The organism is Aliamphritea ceti, from assembly GCF_024347215.1.
Classification (GTDB): Bacteria; Pseudomonadota; Gammaproteobacteria; order Pseudomonadales; family Balneatricaceae; genus Amphritea; species Amphritea ceti.
Genome location: NZ_AP025282.1, coordinates 2,543,844 through 2,569,323, shown reverse-complemented (window position 1 = coordinate 2,569,323; position 25,480 = coordinate 2,543,844). Strand labels below are relative to the sequence as shown.

Here is a 25,480-nt window from a genome sequence, read left to right as displayed (position 1 = left end):
AAACACGCCCTACTATAAAAAAGTTGTATCACAAGCGACTTTATTGCCCACCGCTGAGAAAACACAACAAACATTGTAAATTATCCACTGATAACAGACTATCCACCCAAAAAAACTAGCAAGCTATTAGTGAGGCAATCATCATATGCAACAAACCAGGCTTAGATAAAAAGTGTATTAGGATAGAAAACGATTAAAGAAGGATTGAATGGTCCGATAAATACGCAGTTTAAATGGTGCTGTTTGAACCTTATCTTTACCCCTCACAAGCAGCTCCATAATGGTTTCTATATCACATACCTGCCCTGAATCAGGGTCAACATAGGTAGGGTATAGAATTAAAGCACCTGCAATTAACGCCTCTAATGACAGCGTCCGCTGCCGCCGTTCACACACAAGTTTATCAACCGTAAGCCCCCACCCTGCATAAAAAGGCATCCCATAAGTGACAACCTTTTTACCTCTTAAAAGTGCTTCAAAACCAGCTAGAGATGTCATTGTATGGACCTCATCAACCATGTCATACAAGTCAGCTATATGAATGTCTTCTACCTGTAAGTCATAAAGCTCTGTAGCAGAGACCGTCAACCCTCCGGAACGAACCCCACTTAACACATCCGGATGTGGTTTATATATAACAAATGCATCCGGATTATTTTCACGCACAGCCACAAGTAAGCTGCTATTCGACGTTATTTCGGGCGACCCTAAAAGAACGGACGCATCATCCTCAACTTGCCCGGGAACAAGAATAATGGCTTTATCGGTCGGCAAAATAAGCTTTTCGGCATGACCAACATTGTATTTAGACAGCCTAAAAGTAACCAGTTGGTCCCATACAGCTTTCGCACGATTCAATATTTCACGATCAAATTGATAGGTGTTAAGCATCACCTCCAAATCACTTGAGGTACGAGCATCGTAATACATACCAGATGAGTCAACCACAAGAGAGAGAGGGCGAACAAGGTGAACCCCTAACCCTACAGAGCGAAGAAAACCATCTTCCATATGCCAAATTTTAATATTTAACTGATCACATAAAGAGCGGCTTTCGTCATCTAAATAACGCCCCCACACAAGTAAATTGTCACCAGGAGCTAACTTATAAAGATCGTTCTTAATATTTTTTGTATATAAAACATTGGCACCAATGTTTAAAAAATCGGTAATAAAACGAGTTTTCCATTTAGAAAATCCAAAGAGCAACCAACGGCCTCTGTGTTTTTCTAAATGCTGTTTCTGGTGAGAGATAAGTCGGACTGTATCTTCCAACTCACATCGATGAAGCGTGTAAGGATTTATATACTTACTATATTGAATATAAGCCGCATAAAATACAGTCTCTAACGACCGGACCTTCCCTCGTCTAGCACAAGATAGACGATCATCAGTGAGCCCCCATCCAGCATAAAATGGCATTCCGAAGCATGTAACCTTTTTATTTGCCAATAATGCATCAAAACCAAACTGACTTGTCACAACATACACATGCTGAACTAAATCAAGAAGTGACCAAGGGGATACATCTTCAGCAATAATACGACAATTCTTATTTTTAGCCGCATCTAGAAGATGGCCTTTCTTTTTTCCAGCAAGTACATCTGGGTGGATTTTAACTAGAATCTCCGCCTCAGGGTGCTCCAAAGTTGCAGTGGTTAACATCGTCTCAAACGTTGACGAATCAGCACCACCATAAACAATCGAAGCATCCCCCCATGTTTGGTCTATAACCAAAATGCGGGAACGTGTCGTACTATCAAATAACGTAATATCAGGAGCATGATTATATTTAGACAGTCTGTTTTTTTTGATTAGCTCTATACAGCGCGCTGCGCGCTGCAAATCATCAAGCGCAAAATCAGAATCCCTAATTATTATCTCAAGGTCAGATGGAGAAGAGGCGTCATAATAAATACCGGTGTTATCGAGGACCAAACTACAGGGTTCGTAACCCATGCTCGCCAAACCAAGGGAACGCAAAAAACCATCTTCAAGTAGTACACACTCAGCAGCTAATCTAACCGCATTTAAACCACTTTTCTTACGCCCCCATCCCAGCCTTATACACTGGCTATCTCTAATACCCGGCCAATCTGTTTTTAGATCCCCATCAAGAAAAAAAGCTAAGCTTCGATTTCTCCACAATGCTACATGCAATACTGAAACAACATAAGCACAACGAAGCTTGCTCATTTAAAATTCGCCCTCCAGCCTAAAAACAAGCGTTATGCGTTGTTAGCATCCAAAATGGAAATATCCACCTTGTCTAAGGTAACGGGTGTATTCGCAGACACGTCACTTAAAACCACGCTTCCTATAAGCTGGTCGTAATGCTTTGGCGCTAAGCCAAATCCGGGCCTAACACTGCGAATCGCATCATCTGAAATACGCTCACCCGCCTTAAGATCTTTCACAAAATATAATGATCGACGGAACTGTGCATTACCTATTTCACTAGATTTACGCCCGTAATTAACGGTTCCAAGAGCTGACCATGCCGTTTTACTATTAAGGCATAGCTCTTTCAATTCCTTAGGCTCCAACGAAAAGCTATCATCAGCTCCGCCACCACTTCTGTCAAGCGTGACGTGTTTCTCAATAATAGAAGAGCCAAGCACAACACTTGCAATTGCAGTCGTATTATCTAAAGTATGATCCGATAGTCCCGTTACCAAGCCAAAGCGCTCTGACATATCACTTATAGTGCGTAAATTATATTCATCAGCTGGTGCTGGGTACCCGCTAACACAGTGCAAAATAGCTAGCTCTTTACAACCACCGTCCTTAGCTGCCTTTATCGCTTCAGCAATCTCTACCTCATTAGCCATACCGGTAGAAATAATCATTGGCTTACCTTTACTTGCAACGTACCGAATTAAAGGTAAATCAATGGCTTCAAAGCTCGCAATTTTATAAGCAGGCGCATTTAATTCTTCTAACAAATCTACTGCGGTTTTATCAAATGGAGAACTAAAAATTGTAATACCTTTCTCTTTTGCATAGTTAAAAAGCACCTCATGCCATTCCCAAGGCATATGAGCTTCCTCATACAGCTGATGCAAGGTTTTTCCATCCCAAAGCCCGCCTTTGATCTGAAAATCTTCTGTATCACTATTTAATGTGATTGTATCAGCCGTATAGGTCTGAAGTTTTACCGCATCCGCACCTGCTTTTTTAGCCTCATCGATAATACGCAAAGCATTCTCAATTTTACCGTTATGGTTTGCGGAAAGCTCAGCAATGATATAAGGAGGGTGAGCAGACGAAATGACTCGACCATCAATAGTAATAACGGGTGTATTGTTCATAAATTAATCTACCTGTAAATTAGGCCATTCAGAATGTAACAAGCCAAAACAATGAATACTATGGTAATCCTGTCCATCAAAAAATTGATCACGAAGGACGCCTTCCATTTCAAACCCCATTTTTTGATGAAAACGAATCGACTTTTGATTATAAGAGAGCGCTTCCCCGCACACTTTATGCAAACCTAAATCATTAAACGCATAATCTAATGCAGTTTTCCCGAGCGCAGCGCCAGTGCCCTTAGCCGCATAAGGTGCCAAATAAAACCCCCAATCAGCGATATTACCTGTGCGAATCGATGAGAAGTTAACAAAGCCAACTGGCTCTTTATCAACTTCAAAAATCAATAATTTCTTTGTCGGATCAATAGATGCTTTTGAAAACCAAGTATAATGTTCCTCTTTACCTATCTCTTGCTGAGAGTACATAAAGCGTCGTATGTCCGGATGGTTTCTCCACTCGAGAACATACTCCAAATCCTGATCACACATCTCACGAACGTGAAATCTTGGCATCAATTTATTCCTTATTAAAAATCCGAGCAGCAACAAAAGTAGCGCCACCACCATCAGTCACTCGCCTAGACGCATGACTCAGTAAATCCAACTTCTCAGGTGTAAAACGATTCAAAGCACTAGCAATATTATTTTCAAAATCAGTATTAATGTTGAAAACCACGTCAGCTATACTTCGATTGCTCAACTGTTCAGCGATATCCCGCTGGTTCTCCGCGAGAACAACCATAATTGAAGGTAACCCCAAACAACAACGTTCCCACGTTGTACTTCCAGCAGCGCCAATTGCTAAATCAGCCTCACTCATTAACTCAGCCATATTATTAGCGCCAACAAGGACAGTCACATCCATACGTAAAGCCTCTGCTTTCGCTTTTACCTGTTCCACATTTTGCGAAGTAGCCCCCATAACGACTGTTATCTTACAGTCATTCAACAAAACACTTTGATCAATGCCGCTTAATACACGACTGGTTATATTATTTTTATCCACGCCACCTAAATTGACAAAAATGTGCTTTAGTTTAGGTGAGGCGTCTCTGCGCTTTATACTCTCTAACCTATACTCTTTAAATTCAGGCCTTAACAAGGCGTAGATGGCCCCAGTTAAAACGTCACAAGAGGTGGGAACAAGAGGAGCATATATATCAGGCGTTAACCCTAAGGTTTGATCTACCAATAAATCACAGTTATGGTGTCGGTCATGCAGATCGTCAATCACACCAAGATAAGAACAATATGGACGAACAAAGCTCTCCCATTGTTCATCCAATGCATAATGATCAACAATAAACCAATGAGGTTTCAATCCGTTAAGGAGCGCCAAAGAGGCGGTCGCATCATGCATCCATGTAGAACCTAACCAATCACTATGAATAGACCTAAAAGCCTCGACACTTTCATTGCTTGGCTCAACATCCACAACAGGTAATGTATAAACCTCAAAATCATACTTACGAATATGCTCGATCAGATTACCTGGATGTTCTCGACATATAAAAACACATTCAGCACCCAGCTGCCGTAGAGCATTCGCTAAAGTTAGACAACGCATGACATGACCTGAGCCTATGTCTATTGATGCATCTACGCGAAAAGCAATAACTAGCATTCCATAGCCTTAAACAGCCATTCCGCACGGATCCAATCTTCAGGTGTATCTATATCCTGCACACGATGCCTAGGTAGAGGTACGGGAGAAGAACACAACCCAAAAAGAGCTGATTCATTAAGCCATGCATCGGCTTTTCCCCAATAAAACTGCCCTGCATCATGCCACGCCTCTTCTAAGTCTTGAGACCGTGTATTAAAACACTCAGGATTAAACATCTCGATTTTATTAGAAGACGTAATTTTTATAGCGCGTTGGATAGGGAAAGGATAGCTGGTAACACTAAACGCATATTCAGCGTCAGTATCAGCTAAAATACCTAAGCCTCTTTGCAGGTCATCAGCTTGAACAAAAGGCGCCGTTGCATATAAACAACAGGCTAAATCAACATGGGCGACATTATCATTAAACCACTTAACCGCATGAGCAATAACAGGAATAGTACCCGTATAGTCATCCGATAATGTAGCAGGCCTCATAAAGGGAACATCAGCTCCCCATTGCTTGGCAACGGCTGCAATCTCATCATCATCAGTAGAAACAACCACCTTATCAAAACAGCCACTGGCCAGTGCTGCTTCGATAGACCAAGCAATCATCGGCTTACCACAAAATTCTCTAATGTTTTTCCGTGGTATGCGCTTGCTTCCCCCCCGCGCAGGGATTATCGCTATTTTCACTGAAGCACCTCTTTTAGTACAGAGATAACCTCATCTTGCTGCTCAGTTGTCATACCATGAAACATTGGCAAACTAATCGCCTCAGCGTAATACTTCATCGCTTCCGGAAAATCATCTGCTTTAAAGCCTGTCGCTTGATAATAAGGCTGGGTATGGACTGGAATATAATGCAAATTAACGCCAATACCCTTTGCTCGTAGTGCTTCAAACACATCCCTATGTGTCAATTTAATCTGCTCAAGTTTTAGACGTATAACAAACAGATGCAAACCAGAATAACTATCTGGGTGCTGCCAAGGCAAGGTAATAGGTAAAGACTCAAGTGCTTGATAATAACGATGCGCCAATTGATGTCGTCGAAAAACAAACGCATCAACTCGCCCCATCTGGCTAACGCCAAGCGCAGCTTGTAGCTCGGTCATGCGATAATTGTAGCCCAACTCGATTTGCTGATAATACCATGGGCCATCAGGCTCCTTGGTCATCTGCTCGTTGTCACGCGTGATCCCATGGCTACGGAACAAGGCTAAACGCCTCGCAATTTCATCATCGTTTGTAAGCGCCATCCCCCCTTCTGCGGTTGTCACTATTTTTACTGGATGAAAACTAAAAACGGTGATATCGCTATAACGGCAATTACCAATAGGTTCATCTTTATAGCGCCCGCCTATAGCATGAGAAGCATCTTCAATTATACGAAAATTAAAACGCTCTGATAGCGCATGAATACGCTCCATCTCACAAGGTTGACCGCATAAGTGCACTGCAACCAATACTTTAGGCAGCATGCCCTTAGGTTCAGCCTCAAGCAGTTTACGTTCTAAAGCGTCCACACTCATATTGTAAGTGGCTGGATCTATATCAACAAAGTCGACTTTCGCGCCACAATACAACCCACAATTAGCGGAAGCGACAAAAGTAACAGGGGTAGTCCAAAGATAATCGTCAGGCCCCAACTCTAAAGCGAGGCAAGCAATATGTAATGCCGATGTTGCACTGTTAACAGCAAAAGCATGACGACTGCCACAGTAATCAGATACCGTTTTTTCAAACGCAGGGCCCTTAGGCCCCTGCGTAAGAAAATCCGACTGCAGTACCTCGACTACAGCATCTATATCACCCTGAGTAATATCCTGTTTTCCATAAGGAATCATTCTCAGATAGCTCCAATTTTCTCGGAATTTTCATCAATCCAAGCCGACAAATCATCAGCGCTCATCCATTCGGTATTATTATCACTCGAATAGATGAAACCCTCGGGTACTTTTTTACCATCCTTTATACGGGATTCGCAGTTACTCCAGTTATGAATAGCTGGCAATATTTTAAAATGTTCTGGGTACTCATAGGTAAAATAAGAGTCTTCCGCGCCGATCATCTGCTCATGAAGTTTTTCACCTGGGCGAATACCTACAACTTCTTGTTTTGCCTTAGGATCAATAACAGTCGCTAAGTCTGTCACTTTCATTGATGGGATTTTCTTAACGTAAATTTCGCCCCCTTCCATGTCATCAAATGCATGCCAAACAAGCTCAACACCTTGCTCAAGAGAAATCATAAAACGCGTCATACGGTCATCCGTAATCGGTAAAACACCTTTATCACGTATAGACATAAAAAATGGAATAACAGATCCACGAGATCCCATTACATTGCCATAACGAACAACAGAGAAACGTGTATCGTGTCCGCCAGCATAGCTGTTGCCCGCTACAAACACCTTATCTGATGCAAGTTTGGTTGCACCATAAAGGTTTATTGGGCTGCTGGCTTTATCAGTAGACAGCGCTACTACTCGCTTAACACCCTTATCAATACATACGTCGATAAGGTTCATTGCACCATTAATGTTCGTTTTAATACACTCAAACGGATTATATTCCGCTGTAGGTACAATCTTAGTAGCCGCTGCGTGTACAACGTAATCAACACCATCTAAAGCACGATTTAAACGTTCTTTATCGCGGACATCACCGATAAAAAAGCGCACACGAGGGTCGCCTTCAAATTTCTTTGCCATCTCCCACTGTTTCATCTCATCACGGGAATACACAATGATTTTTGCTGGATTATATTTTTCCAATGTCATTGGTATAAACGTATGACCAAAGGAACCCGTTCCTCCAGTTACTAAAATTGTTTTTCCTTTTAACATATATCACCCTAAATTATTAAACCACTTTAGTTTAAATTCCAATAATTATTAACATCTGACAAGTCAAAAACTCGACCTTTAACTTTATGCACAAAAAACTCTTTAAAAAGACGAGAATTAGACTCCGACTCTTTATTTAAAATAAGCTTCTTCTCAAATTCAGAAAAAAACTTTGCTTTTGTGCCTGTTCTGCTAGAAAATTCCGCAAATAATATTTTATTAATTTCAGCTCGCCGTCCTTTAGATACTTGAGGCAACAAACTTCGTGATATATCTACACCTTCTTCAGAAAAGCTGGCATTAGCTTTTTCAGAAATCGAAAACTCACTCGCATTAAAGTCCGTATCCATGAGTGACGACATACAGTACTCAATAAAACCTTTAGCACCCGAACCCTTAATATATTCGAAGGGACATAGAGCAACATTATTCCCAAATAACTTATAGAATTCGAGAAAGAAATCTAACCATGACAAACTATCGATATTAATCCCATCAGTAAACTCATGAAAACTTAAAGAACGGTTTTCTTTAATCTGCTGTAGGTAGCAAGATTCAATAAAGGAATCCTGCCTACGTACAACTAGTAAAAAACGCAACTCATTTTCTGAAAAGATACGTCTTAAAGAATCAGCAACTCGTTCCGCGTGTGTATATATTCCACCATATTTATCTAGTGCTGAGTGCCCTAAAAACCCCTCCCAAGAAACCAAAATATTCTTCCCTGCAGCGTGTTCTATCATTTCTTTAACAGCTTTCTTAGCTTCGCCAATAGATTCTAAATAATCAGATTTATCCATAAGTTGGAACTTGGAAAGTTTTCTAAAATGAACACCTAGAGCTGTAGTATGAATTTCCTGCCCCGCATTATAGAATAAATTATAACTTTCCGATAAAACACCTGTATTCATACGTAAATTCTTTTGTAACGTCGTAGATGCTGATTTATGTGAACCTAAGTGAATATAAATTTTAGTCATTCTAATACCTAGTAAACTTGATATTTTCAAGCTTCCTTTTTAAACAGTTAACCAACTCGGGTTTATTACCTACAGATTCGCAATCAACAACTTCAACACTGGAATGCCAAACATCAGAACCTTCACTATCTTTTTTACGCCAATCTATTTCTGACGAATTAGAAAACAACCACGTAGGAATGCCTAAAGCTCCAGCAAGCTCCACAACAGTAGTTGCAGGAGAAATGATCAAGTCTAAACAAGACATTAAAGCCGCCACACCTTCAAAATCATTATACTGGTCAAGGTCAGAAAAATTAATCAACTTACCTGGATACTGTTTTTCTACCCACTCTAGCTCCTCATCACACTCATCATATTGAAGATTTACAAATTTAATGCCTGGAACCCTAAATAACGGAGATATTTCCTCAATAGATAGGTAGTGCTCATTTCTAGAGTGTGTAGTCAAACTACTACGCCAACTTATACCAATAATAAATTCACCTTCAGGTAAAGCCTCCTTGAATTCATTACACCGTTCAATATCAGCAGTTAAATACTTCTCACCACTAAAAGCTTCATAACTTGGCAAACATGCATGAAGCATATCAGTCACAAAGAGAAAATAATCAGACTCTTCAATACAATTCACAGCTGCATTATTAATAACACTTATAATATCAGAGCCTGGAACATGAGAATATTCTTCTAGATTTATTTTCTCAAAGTTTCTAGGCCGATGAACAGGAACAAATTTAATCCGAGGAAAAGACCTAGAAAACAATTCATACAGTCTAGGGCTACAAGTTATCGATAATTTATCAATACCTAGTACATCCATAACAATGTTATATATTGACGCAAAGCGTATTTCATCACCAGGTCCAAATATTGCAATTAATGTTATTAATTCCTCACCTAGCAACTTTTCTTTAAAACTGTAATATTTTTCTGGGTAATATTTAGATACTGTTTTTACCAACTGAATATCCCTAAAAGTATCAAAGGCTTCAAAAATCATTCGATTTCCAAAATAAGCTTTCCGCTTATGCATATCTCCTAAATTAATACGAAGTGATTCTGCCGAGTTCAAAAGCTCCAAACTCATCGCATAATTTGATTCCAATACACATAGGCGCATTGATTCCCTGAGAATGGCACTAGTTGGGTTTTTCAAGCGAGCAGCATCCATAACTTTCATGGCCTTTCCAACTTCACCATTAAAAGATAATGCTTGGGAATATATAACTCTTGTCATATCAGAGTTATCACTATTGATTATTAAACGTTCTAATGTACGTTTTGCTTTTAGTGGATTCTCCAGAGCTAAATAACACTGTGCTTTTCTACGAGAGATATCATTATCTAAATTCAATATTCCTTTAATTATTAGTTTGGAAAAATTCTCATTAAAAAAATCAGGATTATTTTCAATAATAAATAATGCAAATGCAACTTGCTCTGGTTTCAAGACCAGCATTTTCACTAAAAGCTGATGATATTCGATAGAAGTAATTGGTGGGATATACTTGACTGATTTAACCTCGGCAACCACAGAATCACGATTATTTCTCAAAATATCTATACCTTGCATGAAGCTAGAGATATTCAAAGACGATTCGAAATCAAATTTAAGCTCCGATACAGCCAAAACCCCTTTTAGCACATCGTATATAGAATAGTTAGATATCAAAAGAAGCTTTGAAACGGACAAGGACGTATCGAAATCTTTGGCAGATATTGTCTGCTGAAATAAATGAAGCATCAATTTAAGGTTATTAGAATTCAAATTGACTATACACCCTTCGTCAATCACCCCCCCTTCGTCAATGATACTATCTCTTATTTCATTTAACTCATGTGGAACTGCTTTAGATAAAATTTTATTTGAAAGACCCGCCTCACCATTTTCAGACAACAACCAAGAAATATGTTCAAAAACATATGAACCTGGAAACAAAACATCCATATATATTAAAACATCATTTAAAACTTCGTAATTAATAAACGCTCTAGCTTTACGAATAAAAGCATCTTTCTGCTTAGTACTCTTTAACACACCCAAAATCGCATACATCACAGAACTTTGGTAAATCTTTCCGCACCCAACCGGAAAAACTTTCGAAAAATCCAAAGCAGATATATACATTGTTAAATCTTCAGGATCTTTAGAAAATTTAGTATCAAAGAAAGCTTTAGGCCAAAAAGCTGTATTTATAACATTGCTAAAATCCTTACGCTCCCCAGAAAAAATATCGTTGACCCCGATAAAGCGATCCGCATTTATTCGATAACAAGCAGAAGTAAAACCGATATAAGAATCATTTAGGTTCGCCAAATACTGCGGATACAAAAGGTAAGAACCTGCAAACAGCTCATCTATTGTTAACGCTCTCTGCCTCCTTTTAATAGTTATACGATCATCTGTTAACCCCCAGCCTGCATAAAAGGGCACACCAACAACAGTTACTTTTATACCACGAATAAGTGCTTCCAAACCAGTTAAGGAAGTGATCGTATACACATGATCCACTCCATCTAGAAACTCACTCATAGACAAATCAGGAGAAGATATAGCCGCAAAATTCTCTATTTTCTTTTTCTTAAATCGACTTTTCTGATAACCCTTGTAAATTTCTGGGTGAGGTCTATATAAAATTTCTGACTCTGGGTTCTCATAAGCAGCCAACCGAACCAACTCTTCTGATGACCAATTATCGGGGTTACCTAAACGAATTGAGGCATCAGAATCCACCTGCCCTAAAACAGCTACGACTGTTTTAGTTTTTATGTTTCGTACAGGTGGCGTAAGTAATTCATCAGATTGATTATATTTTGAAATTCTTAGTTCTTGTAGTAAAGCTAAAGATTGCCTTGATTTATTAAGTAAGGTTGGGTCAGCCTCATAATCATAATTATTAAGAAGATTCTCTATATCAGATATTTTACTTCCATCGTAGTAGAGTGCTCCAGACTTATCTATAACCAAAGAATAAGGGACTGAGTGAGACGCACCAATACTCGCAGAACGAACAAAACCGTCCTCCATACGATAAAGCGGTATACCTTCAAATTTTGAATAGCTGCGAATTAGAAAACTTTCATTATAGCCCCAAACAATAAAACATGCTGGCTTTACCTTGATAGAAAATAGCTTTCTAAATGCTATAAAATCTTTTATTTTTCTAGAAGCAAATGCAACTCGATACTCAGAAAGATACGCTGCAACGAACCCTAACTTCCAATCATTGAACCCCCAACATAAAGCTATTGGTTTCTCTGGGAAATCAATCCAATTCTCACCTACCAAATAGAAACCTTCATAACCTGATTTTTCACCCAAAACGTCATATGGATGATAAACATCATAAGGATACGAGTCTGATTTTGGCGTTTTCTTCTTAAAAAAATCAAAAAAACCATCATAAAACGAAGTATCAATAAAATTAAATTTTCTATTTGTTTTTTTAGAGAAAATCACATTAACAACCTATTAAATTAATCACGATGATCTTTAATAATTAAAATCAACATATGTAATATCAAGCTTAAAAATACCGATATAATCACGAAAACAATAACATTATAAAATCGGCGAGGTTCCACGGAATACTCGGGAAAGGTAGGATTTTGCAATATTGACACTTGCTTTAATTTTCTTGCTGCTTCAATTCGAGTACCTTCAAGGGCCGCTAACGCCCCCGAATAACTTTGCAAAGCAAAATCCATTTTTAACTCTAATGTTTGATATTCAGCCGATAGAACATTTAACGCCAAGCCAGAGCTTTGCGCCATCCGTGAACGCTCTATCTCAATCTGTTGACTTAATGCCGCTATCTCCGCATCCAACCTACGCACCTCTGCAGATTTTTTACTTTGATAGCTCATCTCTGCAATACGCTGTGCCCGTAAAGTTGCTAATTTTGCGGATAAACTGGCCACTACTGTATTTATATTCTCTAATGTACCAGAAGGGGAAATCAGGCCTTTTTCATTCTGATAAGTAAGGATGTCTTGCCTTGATGCATGGAAAATATCATTTAACTGCGATACTTGCTTTTCCAAAAAAGCGACCTGCTCCGAGGCTAAACGCTGCCCCATATCATTCATATGCTGCTCGCCACTTTTAAGCAAGAAAAGTGCTATTTTTTGCGCCATCTCAGGGCTGAACGCAGAAACCTTTATCCTTAATACATGCGCGTAATCATCTAGCTCTACCGAAATCTGCTTCAGGTAATAAGCATGTAACTCTTCAATCGGTACGTCAGTCGATGCTAATGATGATATAAAGTCGATATCGCTGTTAGCGTAATGCTCCCGAAATGCAAACTTCGCATCTATCTTTTTCAACATATCAACTGACAGCAAATAATCCCTTAACAACAGCATGTCTGAACTGTTACCTGACCCACTACCCGACAATAAGGTTTGAAAATCTAGTGTAGGAGAGGCTATTTGTGGACTTTCTAGCACAACATTCGCTTCAGAGATATAACGGTCACTCGCTATGAGCCCCCAATAAACCCCAACAACAAAAATTGATACAAAACACGCTACCCAATGGGGAAAGCGTTTAATAAATATTTTCATATTAAACCTTAGGCCGATCACTAATTATTTTAATGGGTGCGTTTATTTAGAACCTGCATGGTATGAAGCTATGGCATCATTAATATCATCGAACCAATATGCTTTACCGCCATCTAGAAAAATTCCCGCTTGGCAAAGCTCTTTAAGTATGCCTTCACTATGTGAAACCATGATTAAACTGGCTTGATTAATACGCTCTTTAAAGGCCGCTTTCGCTTTTGCTTTAAACGCTTTATCCCCTACCGATGTCGCTTCATCGGACAGGTAAATATCAAAGTCAAATGCCAGCGACAAACCAAAACTGAGCCTCGCTTTCATACCTGAAGAGTAGGTTTTAACCGGCTCATCAAAGGCCTCTCCTATTTCAGCAAATGCTTCAACGCGAGAAACGATTTGGTCAACAGAGTCGCTACTTCCCAATACACGGGTCACAAATTTGACATTTTGCCGCCCGGTCATCGAGCCTTGAAAACCACCACTAAGGCCAATAGGCCAAGAGACACTGCAACTACGCACAACACGCCCTTTATCAGGGCTATCCATTCCACCAATTAGCCGCAATAGTGTTGATTTTCCAGCGCCATTTCGCCCAATTAATCCGACACTAATATTTTGAGGAATGTCTAAATTAATATCCTCTAAAACCCATTTACTGCCGTGATGGTTATGATAGCGTTTATACAGGTTCTCTATTTTGATCACTTACGTTTCAACCTCGCTTCAAACCGTATATGTAAGAGTAATCCTGTAGCAATTAAGATCAGTATCCAATTCCAAAGATAAAGAACACTAACTCCTGCAACCTTCTTATATTCATAAAAAAAACTACCGCGTAATGCTTCTAACCCATGAACAATAGGATTCCACATTAAGTACTCTAGTAAAGTGTGGGGTAAAAAATTAAGAGGAATAATCACACCAGAAATTAACAGCAGGGGCATTGAGATTATTTTCACAATCCGGCCAACTTCCGGTACCAGACCCGATAAGGCAGATAACACAAGTCCTGCACCCACCCCCAGCAACCATAGCGAAGACCAATAAAACAGCGCCCGTAACGGCTCATCTGGAAAAAGATCAATTCCAAGCAAGATACCTATCATAATAAAAAGTATGAAGATAAAAGTTCTAATCATACCCTCTAGATAGCAACGAATAATAACCGGATCGACAGGTTTAACTTGCCTGTAAGCATAAAGCGCTCGATTTGCATCAACGGCACCAATCGGACGCATCATGCTCTCTCTCACTAAAAAGAATCCAAACAGGCCAAGAACTAACCAAGGCACAAATTCAGCACCAACAATATGTTTGCTTCGCCCAAAAACCACGGTTCTTATAGAGACCATAATGACAATAAAAGCGATAGGTTCAAGTAACATCCAAAACCATGCCATACGATCCATTGTTGTGCGAGCCAACACTTCACGTAAAAACAAGGCGTGCCAAACAGCACGCGTTACCTGCCAAGGTGTTCGAGGGGATAACAATGACCTACTCCATTAGATATTAAGATTCATCCACATAATAAAACTTAGAACTCAGTGCTATTATTAAAAAGCAGATTAAAGATCTGTAACCACCTTAGTGGCTACCGCAATTTGATACAATATCTGTGTAATGCTTGTGGCTAACTGAAGGTTTTTAGTAGGTACCGCAGGCAAGACTAAAATCTCATCACCTGCTCTTAACGCGACATCATCTGCATCTCTAACCTCACCATTTTTTCTTACGATAAGGATTTTTTCATCATCGGCGTGCTGGCTAAAGCCTCCAGCACCTTCGATATAATCTGTTACAGACTTTCTTGGATCATATACAACAGACTGAGGTACAAGTACTTCGCCACTGATTAAAAGGGAATCAGATTTTTCGGGGATTGTAATCACATCACCATCTTGTAAACGAATGTTTGCAATATGATCATTCGATGCAACAACTAACCGGCCACTAGGCTCAGCTTTTGATGCACGTGCAATAAACTGTGTAATTAATTTAGCCTCTTCAACACGAATACTTGCTTCTTGAGACGTTGAAGATGAAGCACCTAAATAGGTCGATTCTAATCGTTTTAAACTCTCTTCCAACGATTCTTTTTGTCGCTGGGCAACACTTTCTCGACGCATCGATATACTTGCTGTATCAGTGATATTTTCTGGCACAGCAATCGAATCAAGAAAGTCTTGTAACATGATATCGCGCGGTAGCGAGTAATGGGATGGCCCATAAAAACTCCCCTCTAACGCAACAATAATCGTATCAAAACGCTTGTCGATACTAAGAACAACCTCATCGCCATTGTGCAACGGCTGTTTAACAAATTCATCAAGCGACAAGTACCCCGTTAACGGCCCATCATTCCGATCGCCACGCAACAGCGCATGTGATACGCCGGCCTTCATATGAGCGAGCTTTAACAAAGTACTGCCAAGCATTTCACCTTTTATCAACTCATAACGATAGGAGCGCTCAACATCACCGCTTACGACCACTGAAGCCTGACGTTCACCCACAACAAGCGTGTCACCATCTCTAAATTGAGGCCGAGCCAACTCTCCATTTAACAAAAAATCGTAAAGATCAATCGTCTCAATGGTTTTACCGTGCCGAATAACTTTTATTGCACGGTATGTACCCATATTTTCATCAATACCTCCCGCTTGATTCAGGAAGAAAATAGCAGAGTCATTAGGAGTACCTGCGTAGCGCCCTGGCCGAGGCACAAAACCTGTTACAAAAACACCTACCGGCTGAACGCCCTGCACTTGTGTATAAACATTTACACTTTCAGGGTAAATTGAGCGAACAGCTCCTCGAATACGCGAATCAAGACCTTTATGGTTTAAGCCCTGCACTTTAACAGGACCAATTGAAGGAATAAAAACATTACCACGCGCATCCACAGGTAAAACACGTTCCATTTCAACCGCTCCCCAGATACGGAGAATAACTTGATCACCCGGTGTTATTTTATAGTCAGAGTTTAAACCGTCAGCACGTAAGCCACTAAAACCACCATCAAACAGTTGACTACCAAACGGCTTAACCGCTTCTATTGCACTAGGTTCTACAGCTAACTGCCCATAATTATTGGGTTGCCAATCAACATTGCCTCGTACCAGCTCATCAGTTCCCCCACTCATCAACGACTGAACAGCCGGATCTAGAGCACCTGCACTTTCGATGGCCGCATTGGCCACTCCGCATAACATTAAAGAGATGCCTGCAAGTAAACTTTTATTTATAAATGAGTATTTTTTAAAAAGGATCATGAAAAATTCCATTTAAGGTTGTACTAATGGCTATTTAAAATAGGGGAAGGAAAAATCTATATCAGATTGTCGCTCGCGTTAATACCCAATGACCTGATTCAGATCGGCAAGCCACATAACGCTCACCCTGCAAATTGTCATCAATATCGGCTTTACGGCAAAAACGACCACTCGCAGCAAAATAAGTTGGACCAACAATGAGAGTTTGACCTTCCATTGACCCTGAAGAGATAACAATGGACATATCCTGAGATGTCGTTGTCAGAATTTCGCTCACATCAATAGGTAAAATATTATCCGCATCAGCATTTAATAACGGTGCCTCGTCACTAAACATCTTTATTGATTGAGGCGAACAGGCGGCTAACGACGTGACTAAAAAACATACACATGCAGTGTTCACAAGTCGAGAAAACTTAGACTTCATAGAATGACTATCCATAGTAATAATATTCATAGGCGGAATAATACAACATATTCGCACCAACATCACATAGATTACACTGACAAAATTTCCATATACTTATATTGTAGTGGCATAGTGAATTTGGCCACCTGATTAGAGGTGATATGATCGCCTCCTGGCTACACAGGTGACACTATGACAAAACCAAAACGACCTAACTTCAGCCCTGAATTCCGTCTTGAATCCGCTCAGCTTGTCGTGGACCAGGGCTATAAAGTACGAGAAGCCGCTGAAGCTATGGGAGTGGGTAAATCAACCATGGACAAGTGGGTTCGACAGCTTCGGGCGGAGCGTAAAGGTGAAACACCAAAAGCCACACCGTTACAGAAGAACAGCGTCGTATTCGAGAGCTGGAAAAACAGGTGAAGCAGCTTGAGATGGAAAAAGAGATATTAAAAAAGGCTTCAGCTCTCTTGATGTCCGACGAGCTGAAAGGTTTGCGGTAATACGCCGACTTCAAGGGAGCTATTCAGCAACACGATTATGCCATCTCTTCGGTGTGCATCGTAGCAGTTATAAGTATTGGCGGGATTATGCCAAAGGCGAAAACCCTGCCCGTATTCTTTTGAAAGAGAAAGTCAGAGAGGTCTTCAGTATTAGCGAGGGTTCAGCAGGTGCACGAAGTGTAGCAGCTATGGTAACGCTCTCGGGTACACCGCTCAGTCGTTATGTTGCGGGCAAACTGATGTCAGAGTTACAACTGTTTAGTTGCCAGCAACCCAAGCACCGTTACAGAAAAGCAACACAAGAGCATCCTGTTGCACCCAATCTGTTGGCAAGGCAATTTAAGGCCACGGCTCCGAACCAGGTATGGTGTGGCGATATTACTTATATCTGGACGGGGCGGCGTTGGGCCTATCTGGCAGTCGTACTGGACTTATATGCTCGTAAACCTGTTGGTTGGGCTTTTTCTCTGAGCCCTGATAGCGACCTGACAGGCAAAGCACTAACGATGGCCTTTGAATTAAGAGGTAGACCAGAAGGACTGCTGTTCCATTCAGATCAGGGCTGTCAGTACACCAGTGTGAAGTTCCGTAGGCTTCTGTGGCGACACAAGATAAAGCAGAGCATGAGCCGACGTGGCAATTGTTGGGATAATGCTCCTATGGAGCGTTTCTTTCGCAGCTTGAAGGCTGAATGGGTTCCAGAGGTAGGCTACTGTTCAATAACTGAAGCCAGAAACTCAATCACTGATTACATCGTTGGGTATTACAGCCAGCAAAGGCCGCATCAGCATAACGGAATGTTGCTACCTAATCTGGCAGAAGAAAGATACTGGAATGACTACAAAGTGGTGGTCAGTTTTACTTGACCACTACATTATTACCCTCAGAACTTTTAAACACCTACGCTACATTTCATCTATCCAAGCCGGCTTTTTTATACCTATTCGCTTTATTCTGCATCTTTTATGCTTTGTGCCGATGCACAAAACTAAAGCAAAATCCGCCTTAATATTTGTATTTATGCCGAAGATATTTCACTGGATGAGCAACATAATAATCCAAACATTACATAACACTTCAGGTAAAAGTACCCATGAGAAGAACCAAAATAGTAGCCACATTAGGTCCCTCATCTGATTCTCAAGAAATCATAGATAGCCTGATTAGAAAAGGAGTTGACGTTGTCCGTCTAAACTTTTCTCATGGTTCAACAAGTGATCATATAGCACGTGCTAACCGTGTTAGAGCAGCCGCACAAAAGGCCAATAAATATGTTGCGATATTAGGAGATCTTCAAGGCCCCAAAATTCGTATCGCTCGCTTTATAGAGGAATCAATTATCTTGCGTGAAGGGCAAAAATTCACGCTTGATAGCGAACATGATGAATACGCAGGCGATAACACAATTGTAGGTTTAGATTACAAATCGCTTGGTCAAGACTGCTTCGCAGGTGATGTTCTATTGCTAGACGATGGCCGCCTTACCATGAAGATTGATGTTGTAGATGGCCCTCGTATTCATTGCACCGTTTTACAGGGCGGAAAGCTATCCAACAATAAAGGCATTAATCGTCAAGGTGGTGGCCTGTCTGCTGAAGCACTGACACCCAAAGACAAATTAGATCTTAAAGCCGCCGTGGAAATTGGGGTCGACTACCTCGCAGTATCTTTCCCAAGAGACGCAGCAGACATGGAATATGCACGCTCTTTATTAAACAAAACTGAGAGTAAAGCTCACCTAATCGCAAAGATAGAACGAGCAGAAACGGTTAGTAACCCTGAGATATTAGACGGCATTATAAAAGCCTCTGATGGCGTCATGGTTGCGCGTGGCGACTTAGGCGTCGAAATTGGAGACGCCGAACTAATTGGCGTGCAAAAACACATCATCAAGCGTGCTAGACAACTTAATCGCGTCGTGATTACTGCAACGCAGATGATGGAATCCATGATTCAAAGCCCGATGCCAACACGAGCAGAAGTATTTGATGTGGCCAATGCCGTATTAGATGGGACCGATGCCGTCATGTTATCAGCAGAAACAGCTGTCGGTGCTTATCCAATTGAAACGGTTGAAGCTATGGTTCGGGTGATTAAAGGCGCAGAAAGCCAGCCGCAAACACGTAAATCAGGCCACCGTATCCACCAATGCTTTAGCCAAATTGATGAAACTATTGGCCTCGCCGCTATGTACGCGGCTAACCACTTGGGCGGCGTTAAAGCGATCATTTCCATGACCGAAACAGGCGCGACTCCTTTATTAATGTCTCGTATCCGCTCAGGGCTGCCTATTTTTGCACTTAGCCCACATACACAGACACTCAATCGTTCTGCCATTTTCCGTGGCGTTACACCACTCTACTTCGATGCTTCCGATATACCAAACAGTGAAATAAATCAGTATGCCGTTGCACAGCTACTTGCAGCAGGAACAGTACAAGAAGGTGATCTCATAATGATCACAAAAGGTGATTACATCAACGTTCACGGCGGAACAAACACATTAAAAATCATCCGCGTTGGGCAAGCTATCCACTGATTCTCAGGTATCAAAACAATGAAAAAAACAGTTCACACCAAAGAAGAGCATTGGCCAAGAGACTTTGATTTTCGCGAAGAAGTCGCCGAGCAAAAAGAAATGATATTACCTCAACCAAAACCAAGCGAGCTAAAAGATCATGAGCACGATTAAACGAATTATAGGCCGAGAAATTTTAGACTCTCGTGGTAACCCTACTGTCGAAGCCGAAGTTGAACTAGCCTCTGGGATCAAAGCTATTGCATGTGCTCCATCAGGAGCATCAACAGGCTCTCGTGAAGCGCTTGAACTTCGTGATAAGGAGCCAGCTCGCTATTTGGGTAAAGGGGTTTTAAAAGCGGTTAGCAATATTAACGATGTCATTAACCATGCTTTGATAGGCATGGATGCTTTTGATCAGGCAGTCATTGATCAAAAACTTATCGCTCTTGATGGCACTGAAAATAAGGCTTTGTTAGGCGCTAACGCGACTCTTGCTTGCTCATTGGCCGTTGCTAAAGCGGCAGCATTAGAGAAGCAACTCCCTCTATATGCATACATCGCCAAACTTAACGGCACTTCAGGACAATACAGTATGCCCGTTCCAATGATGAATATCCTCAATGGTGGAGAACATGCTGATAACAATATTGATATTCAAGAATTTATGGTTCAGCCGCTCAACTTTGACAGTTTCAGTGAAGCCCTCCGGTGCGGTGTGGAAATTTTCCACCATCTTAAAAAAGTATTACATGAGAAAGGTTTAAACACTGCTGTTGGAGATGAAGGAGGATTTGCACCGAGTCTAGAAAGTAACGCTCAGGCATTGGACATCATCTCAGTAGCCATCGCTAATGCAGGCTACAAATTGGGTGAGGACGTAACTCTGGCGTTAGATTGTGCAGCTTCTGAGTTATTCTCGGAGGGTGAATATCACCTCAAAGGCGAAGGTAGATCCTTTGATTCAGAGCACTTCGCAAATTATCTGGACAACCTCTGCCAACAGTACCCCATTCGGTCAATAGAAGATGGAATGGACGAGTCTGATTGGGAGGGTTGGTCTCATCTCACGAAACAAATTGGTGATCATCAACAGCTGGTTGGTGACGATTTATTTGTCACTAACAGTCAAATTTTACAGAAAGGCATTAGCTGTAATGTTGGTAACGCCATTCTCATCAAGTTCAATCAAATCGGCACTTTAAGCGAAACACTAGATGCGATCCAACTCGCTAAATCTGCTGGCTATGGTGTGATTATTTCCCATCGTTCAGGTGAAACAGAAGACACCACTATTGCCGATTTAGCTGTAGGTACCTCAGCAGGACAAATCAAAACGGGATCACTTTGCCGTTCTGACAGGGTTGCCAAATACAACCAGTTACTTCGAATAGAAGCTGAACTGGGCAAACAAGCCCCCTATCCAGGTAAGCAGTTTATTTAAACCTAATTCACTCCACCTCAAACAAATAAAAAACGAGGGATTTACTATGAAAATCATGCACCGTGCGATCATCGGTACAACTTCGTTAGCAGCGTCTATTTCTGTGGCTAATGTAGCTATGGCTGAAGATAAGGTTTTACTTAAAACACCTATTGCTTTCTCAACCAATCTACCCGTATTAGGTTCGCCTATTGTTACAGTATCTGAGCGCCTAAATAAACTCAGTAACGGCACCATTAAAATACAAGAATCCCCGAGCCTTCTTCGACTTCATATCATTTAGAGTATGAATAGCTTTAACTAGCCTATATCTTCAATACACGAAAAATCCCTAATCAGATATATTGAACTTTACATCCCAACATTGCCCAGCCTACCATTAAAAATGGCTGCCTTGCGATAAATGACATAAAGAGGTTTATCAAATGGATTTCGGTAATAATTTTAACAATACACAAATAAAAACTAATGGTGCAGAAATAAATTTAGTTCATGGAGGTTCAGGCTATCCATTATTATTACTACACGGTTACCCACAAACACATGCAATTTGGCATCAAGTAGCCCCTAGCCTAACCGACAATTTCCACGTTATCTGTCCCGATTTAAGAGGATATGGAGATAGCTCCAAACCCGAAAGTACCTCTGACCACTCTCCTTATTCAAAGCGAGTAATGGCGCAAGATATGATTGAAGTTATGGACGCCCTAGGATATGACCAATTTTTTGTAGCTGGCCATGATAGAGGGGCTAGAGTGACACATCGAATGGCACTGGACTATCCAGACAGGATAAAAAAAGCATGTGTTATGGATATTGCTCCCACTCATCATATGTTCAATACAACCGATCAAAGCTTTGCTACAGGGTATTATCATTGGTTCTTTCTGATTCAACCCGACGGTTTACCGGAGCGAATGATAAATGCAGACCCTGCTTATTATCTTACTGAAAAACTTAAACGCTGGAGTGCCCCAGATGCAACGTTCTCAGATGAGGCAGTAGCTGAATATATCCGTTGCTTTAGTATGCCTCAAACTATACATGCTTCATGTGAAGACTATCGAGCCGCTGCGACTATTGATTTAACTCATGATGAAGAAGATTCGAATAAAAAAATAGAATGTCCCTTATTAGTGTTGTGGGGTTCTAAGGGATTCGTAAACCGGAATTACAATGTTCTTCAAACATGGCAAGAACGAGCAAAACATGTGGAAGGAAAGGCTTTAGATTGCGGCCATTTCCTACCTGAAGAAGCCCCTTCAGCCCTGATCGATGAATTACTTCTTTTCTTCAAATAATATGTTCTTATGTAGTATTAGCCGGAACTAATGGTACGGCTAATACTAGGGAACCTGCGAACAAGTCTCTGCGGCTTCTGCAAGCGCCTGAAACAGCCAGATTATAGGCGCAGGCCTTGCCCTACGGGGCTTTCAGCTTGGCCCGCACTCCGTGTTGTGACTTTTTGCAAGGTCTAGACATTGCGGCAAAGCCACGCCTTGATTGCGAACCAAGCTGAAAGCCAGAAGCTCGCAAGGACTTATTCGCAGGTTCCCTAGACTGAACACAAACCGGTCATGCTTGAGTCTAAGAAATACAACTGTGCGTACCTATGCGAGTCAGGTTAAATGATCGAAGATATCATCAATCAACTCGTTAATTGCCTCATCACCGTCATTGGCACGGCCGTACACTCGCAGGCCCATCAACTGAACCTGGATTGTTCGAGCTAAACGATACGGGGCTTTGCTGGAATCAATTTCTCCCTGTTCCTGAGCCTCGATCAAAACTTCCATAAAAGCTTGCTCCATCTCTTTGAAAAGACCTTTAGCCTGCTCTAGAAGATCTTCATTTTCACCAGTCAGTTCCGAAATCGTTTTTACCAGCATACAGATACCGCTAGGGGCTTTATCTCGGCAGCCGACCACCGCATCTCGGATAAATAACTTCAATCCCTCCAAAGGTGACGAAGCCTCTTGGACACAGGCCTTAAGCCGAGCCTTGCTAGAGTCTGCGTAATGCTGAAGGCTTTCTTGGAATAGCCCCTCTTTACTCCCAAAGCTCGCGTAGATGCTGCCCGGGCGCATATCCATGGCTTGCTGAATGTTACGCATAGACGTGGCATGAAAACCCTTTTCCCAGAACAGGTCCGTTGCCTTTTGAATTGCATCTTGGCGATCGTGCTTTGCAGTTGACATGAATAATCCTCTTGAACAATTGTTCAATCTTAGCTTGAACGACCGTTCATGACTAGTTACTATTAAAAACACGGGGCTTATGATCCCTCCAATAATTAGCTATCACACAAGGGACAACATGGCTTCCAAAACACAAATTGCAGAAAAATTTACTCTCGCTTTTTATGAGAAAAAATGGCCCGGCGAGCTATGCAGCGAGTTGAAATGCCTAAGCATTCAAGAAGCTTATGAAGTACAGGACCTGATTGTTGCGCAACATGAAAAGAAAAGTGAATCAGTAGTTGGATATAAAGTAGGTTGCACGAGTGACCCTATCCGGCAGCAATTTGGACTGACAGAGCCTATCAGCGGAAGAATGTTCTCACCTTACATTTATCCCAGCGGAACGACACTCTCTCATAGCCGATATGTTAACTGCGCTATAGAACCTGAATTGGTGATTAAATTTAAACACGAAATCAGCGGTCAAGATCTTGATTATGAAACGATCATCAATGCGATCGACTGGGTCAGTTGCGGTATCGAAATCCATAATTTTAAATTCTGGCACATGCCTCCCAGTTCGCAGGAGCTTATCTGTAGTGGAGGAATCTGGGCTGGTTTGGTAATCGGTGAGGATAAAGTTAGCCCTGAGGGGCTAAGGTTTGATCGGGAGCTGTTTCAGGTCTATAGGAATGATCAACTAGTTTGTGGTGCACAGGCTCGGGATATTATGGATGGTGGTCCGCTTAAATCCTTACGCTGGCTGATTAATTTTTTAAATGTACAAGGTAAGGTGCTGCCAGCTGGTAGCATCGTTATTCCGGGTTCTCCAACGCCTCTAGTAGAGGTAGCCGCTGGAGAGCACATCACAGTCAAAATTGATGGTGTAGGACAAGTAAGGGCTTCATTTACAGATTAGAAGACCGAGGGTGCTCTAGCAGGAGGCTGTCTTGGTCACGGCAATAAAAGGGTATACGGATTTAATGGTTGATGGGGCACCTTCACCCCATCAATCTGATACCACCCTCAGATGGTTGATAGATCGACTCCGTAGTTGAGTTCCTCTGCGAAGTCCGGCAGTCCGTAACCGATGGTTTTCTTGTAGAAAGGAGAGACCTTCGCAGTCGGTGCCTTCTTCTTGTGCTTCGTGGTGTAGAGCATTCGTGCCCGCATCACCTCGAAGGAGTAACCGCGCCCTTCACGGTTCTTGTCCTTGGCCAGTCGGTTGATGGACTCCGTGTAAGCGTTGGTGACGGGCATGTCCGTCTCGAAGTAGGTCATGGTCTCTTCGCGCCAGTTTCCCACTGCCCTGACCAGATCGCTCCAGACTTCCTTTTGGCCCTTCGGGATGGTGGCTATCCACTCGTCCAGGGCGGCTTCTGCCTGGAGCCGTGTGGTGGCGTCCCAGATGCCGTAGAAGCGCTCCTTGTGCTCGTAGGCGGCCAGCAGTTGCGGGAACGCGCCTGTCCAGGTCTCCATGATGAGGCGCTCCCGGTCTGAGACTTCGTGAGCGCGTTTCAGCAGGATTTTCCGGTCTCCCTTGAGAGTCCGGCTCTGGGACGGTTTCAGCTCCTTTCTGAGGCCCTTGCGCACTTTCTCTAGGGCATCGTTGGCCATGCGCACCACATGGAACTTATCGACCACGATACGGGCCTGGGGCAGCACAGCCTTGACCGCTGCCCGGTAGGGGTTCCACATGTCCATGCTGACGATCTCGACCTTGGGGTTCTGGGGACATTCCGTCCTGAAGTGACACTTATCGCTGTAGCCCTTACATCATAAGGCCTACAGCGGGGCCCTAATTTTCAAAATCGCTGTAAAATTCAATT

General features: G+C 41.7%; 21 protein-coding genes and 2 pseudogenes. 7 read left to right on the top strand and 16 right to left on the bottom strand.

From position 1 onward, the window contains the following. Positions 1 to 177: 177 nt before the first annotated feature. From OCU49_RS11670 to OCU49_RS11605, 14 genes are all read right to left on the bottom strand, one after another. A complete protein-coding gene (locus OCU49_RS11670; protein WP_261845155.1) occupies positions 178 to 2,196 on the bottom strand; it encodes a capsule polysaccharide biogenesis protein in 2,019 nt (672 codons plus the stop codon). 32 nt (positions 2,197 to 2,228) lie between these two features. Then, positions 2,229 to 3,311 carry a pseudaminic acid synthase gene (pseI, locus tag OCU49_RS11665; RefSeq protein ID WP_261845154.1) on the bottom strand — a complete coding sequence of 361 codons (1,083 nt, stop codon included), beginning with the start codon at positions 3,309 to 3,311 and terminating at the stop codon, positions 2,229 to 2,231. Between the two features lie 3 nt (positions 3,312 to 3,314). Next, a complete protein-coding gene (gene pseH, locus OCU49_RS11660) occupies positions 3,315 to 3,827 on the bottom strand; it encodes a UDP-4-amino-4,6-dideoxy-N-acetyl-beta-L-altrosamine N-acetyltransferase (RefSeq protein ID WP_261845153.1) in 513 nt (170 codons plus the stop codon). A gap of 4 nt (positions 3,828 to 3,831) precedes the next feature. After that, a complete protein-coding gene (gene pseG, locus OCU49_RS11655; RefSeq protein WP_261845152.1) occupies positions 3,832 to 4,938 on the bottom strand; it encodes a UDP-2,4-diacetamido-2,4,6-trideoxy-beta-L-altropyranose hydrolase in 1,107 nt (368 codons plus the stop codon). Continuing rightward, entirely contained in the window at positions 4,932 to 5,618 is a 687-nt protein-coding gene (gene pseF / locus OCU49_RS11650) for a pseudaminic acid cytidylyltransferase (RefSeq protein WP_261845151.1), read from the bottom strand. Before pseF ends, pseG begins: the two co-directional genes overlap by 7 nt. Further along, positions 5,615 to 6,772, bottom strand: a complete 1,158-nt coding sequence (gene pseC / locus OCU49_RS11645; RefSeq protein ID WP_261845150.1) for a UDP-4-amino-4,6-dideoxy-N-acetyl-beta-L-altrosamine transaminase — start codon at positions 6,770 to 6,772, stop codon at positions 5,615 to 5,617. Before pseC ends, pseF begins: the two co-directional genes overlap by 4 nt. Before the next feature lie 2 nt (positions 6,773 to 6,774). Continuing rightward, complete coding sequence (gene pseB / locus OCU49_RS11640) at positions 6,775 to 7,773, bottom strand: UDP-N-acetylglucosamine 4,6-dehydratase (inverting) (RefSeq protein ID WP_261845149.1); 999 nt, start codon at positions 7,771 to 7,773, stop codon at positions 6,775 to 6,777. A 26-nt stretch (positions 7,774 to 7,799) separates the two neighbouring features. Next, positions 7,800 to 8,753, bottom strand: a complete 954-nt coding sequence (locus OCU49_RS11635) for a hypothetical protein (RefSeq protein WP_261845148.1) — start codon at positions 8,751 to 8,753, stop codon at positions 7,800 to 7,802. A gap of 1 nt (position 8,754) precedes the next feature. Then, positions 8,755 to 12,216 carry a capsular polysaccharide export protein, LipB/KpsS family gene (locus OCU49_RS11630; RefSeq protein WP_261845147.1) on the bottom strand — a complete coding sequence of 1,154 codons (3,462 nt, stop codon included), beginning with the start codon at positions 12,214 to 12,216 and terminating at the stop codon, positions 8,755 to 8,757. A gap of 17 nt (positions 12,217 to 12,233) precedes the next feature. Next, positions 12,234 to 13,325, bottom strand: coding sequence for a KpsE/RkpR family capsule polysaccharide export protein (locus tag OCU49_RS11625; RefSeq protein WP_261845146.1), 1,092 nt, complete (start codon positions 13,323 to 13,325; stop codon positions 12,234 to 12,236). Between the two features lie 42 nt (positions 13,326 to 13,367). Beyond that, complete coding sequence (locus OCU49_RS11620) at positions 13,368 to 14,027, bottom strand: ABC transporter ATP-binding protein (RefSeq protein WP_261845145.1); 660 nt, start codon at positions 14,025 to 14,027, stop codon at positions 13,368 to 13,370. Then, on the bottom strand, positions 14,024 to 14,815 hold the full coding sequence (locus OCU49_RS11615) for an ABC transporter permease (RefSeq protein WP_261845144.1): 792 nt from the start codon (positions 14,813 to 14,815) through the stop codon (positions 14,024 to 14,026). The genes OCU49_RS11620 and OCU49_RS11615 overlap by 4 nt, the downstream gene beginning before the upstream one ends. A 75-nt stretch (positions 14,816 to 14,890) precedes the next feature. Continuing rightward, positions 14,891 to 16,597: a polysaccharide biosynthesis/export family protein gene (locus tag OCU49_RS11610; RefSeq protein WP_261845143.1), complete on the bottom strand. Its 1,707-nt coding sequence runs from the start codon at positions 16,595 to 16,597 to the stop codon at positions 14,891 to 14,893. 61 nt (positions 16,598 to 16,658) lie between these two features. Beyond that, on the bottom strand, positions 16,659 to 16,934 hold the full coding sequence (locus OCU49_RS11605) for an RT0821/Lpp0805 family surface protein (protein WP_261845142.1): 276 nt from the start codon (positions 16,932 to 16,934) through the stop codon (positions 16,659 to 16,661). Positions 16,935 to 17,198: 264 nt separating this feature from the next. Here OCU49_RS11605 and OCU49_RS11600 point away from each other — a divergent pair. The 6 genes and pseudogenes from OCU49_RS11600 to OCU49_RS11575 all read left to right on the top strand — a co-directional run bounded on the left by OCU49_RS11600 (position 17,199) and on the right by OCU49_RS11575 (position 22,772). Further along, a pseudogene (locus OCU49_RS11600) lies at positions 17,199 to 18,375 on the top strand (IS3 family transposase). Positions 18,376 to 18,602: 227 nt separating this feature from the next. Beyond that, positions 18,603 to 20,048 carry a pyruvate kinase gene (gene pyk, locus OCU49_RS11595; protein ID WP_069945387.1) on the top strand — a complete coding sequence of 482 codons (1,446 nt, stop codon included), beginning with the start codon at positions 18,603 to 18,605 and terminating at the stop codon, positions 20,046 to 20,048. Between the two features lie 18 nt (positions 20,049 to 20,066). Beyond that, entirely contained in the window at positions 20,067 to 20,201 is a 135-nt protein-coding gene (locus tag OCU49_RS11590) for a hypothetical protein (protein WP_261845141.1), read from the top strand. After that, positions 20,188 to 21,471, top strand: a complete 1,284-nt coding sequence (eno, locus tag OCU49_RS11585) for a phosphopyruvate hydratase (RefSeq protein ID WP_069945386.1) — start codon at positions 20,188 to 20,190, stop codon at positions 21,469 to 21,471. The genes OCU49_RS11590 and eno overlap by 14 nt, the downstream gene beginning before the upstream one ends. A 46-nt stretch (positions 21,472 to 21,517) precedes the next feature. Continuing rightward, complete coding sequence (locus tag OCU49_RS11580; protein WP_069945385.1) at positions 21,518 to 21,754, top strand: hypothetical protein; 237 nt, start codon at positions 21,518 to 21,520, stop codon at positions 21,752 to 21,754. Positions 21,755 to 21,896: 142 nt separating this feature from the next. Continuing rightward, positions 21,897 to 22,772, top strand: coding sequence for an alpha/beta fold hydrolase (locus tag OCU49_RS11575; RefSeq protein ID WP_069945384.1), 876 nt, complete (start codon positions 21,897 to 21,899; stop codon positions 22,770 to 22,772). A 318-nt stretch (positions 22,773 to 23,090) separates the two neighbouring features. Here OCU49_RS11575 and OCU49_RS11570 read toward each other — a convergent pair whose 3' ends face one another. Then, positions 23,091 to 23,669, bottom strand: coding sequence for a TetR/AcrR family transcriptional regulator (locus OCU49_RS11570; RefSeq protein WP_261845140.1), 579 nt, complete (start codon positions 23,667 to 23,669; stop codon positions 23,091 to 23,093). 118 nt (positions 23,670 to 23,787) lie between these two features. Here OCU49_RS11570 and OCU49_RS11565 point away from each other — a divergent pair, with 118 nt between their 5' ends. Continuing rightward, positions 23,788 to 24,570 (top strand): 2-keto-4-pentenoate hydratase, encoded by a 783-nt coding sequence (locus tag OCU49_RS11565; protein ID WP_069945383.1) that lies wholly within the window; start codon positions 23,788 to 23,790, stop codon positions 24,568 to 24,570. A 107-nt stretch (positions 24,571 to 24,677) separates the two neighbouring features. Here the strand turns inward: OCU49_RS11565 and OCU49_RS11560 are convergent. Then, positions 24,678 to 25,373, bottom strand: a pseudogene (locus tag OCU49_RS11560) (ISL3-like element ISPpu12 family transposase); the annotation flags it as partial. Positions 25,374 to 25,480 lie beyond the last annotated feature (107 nt).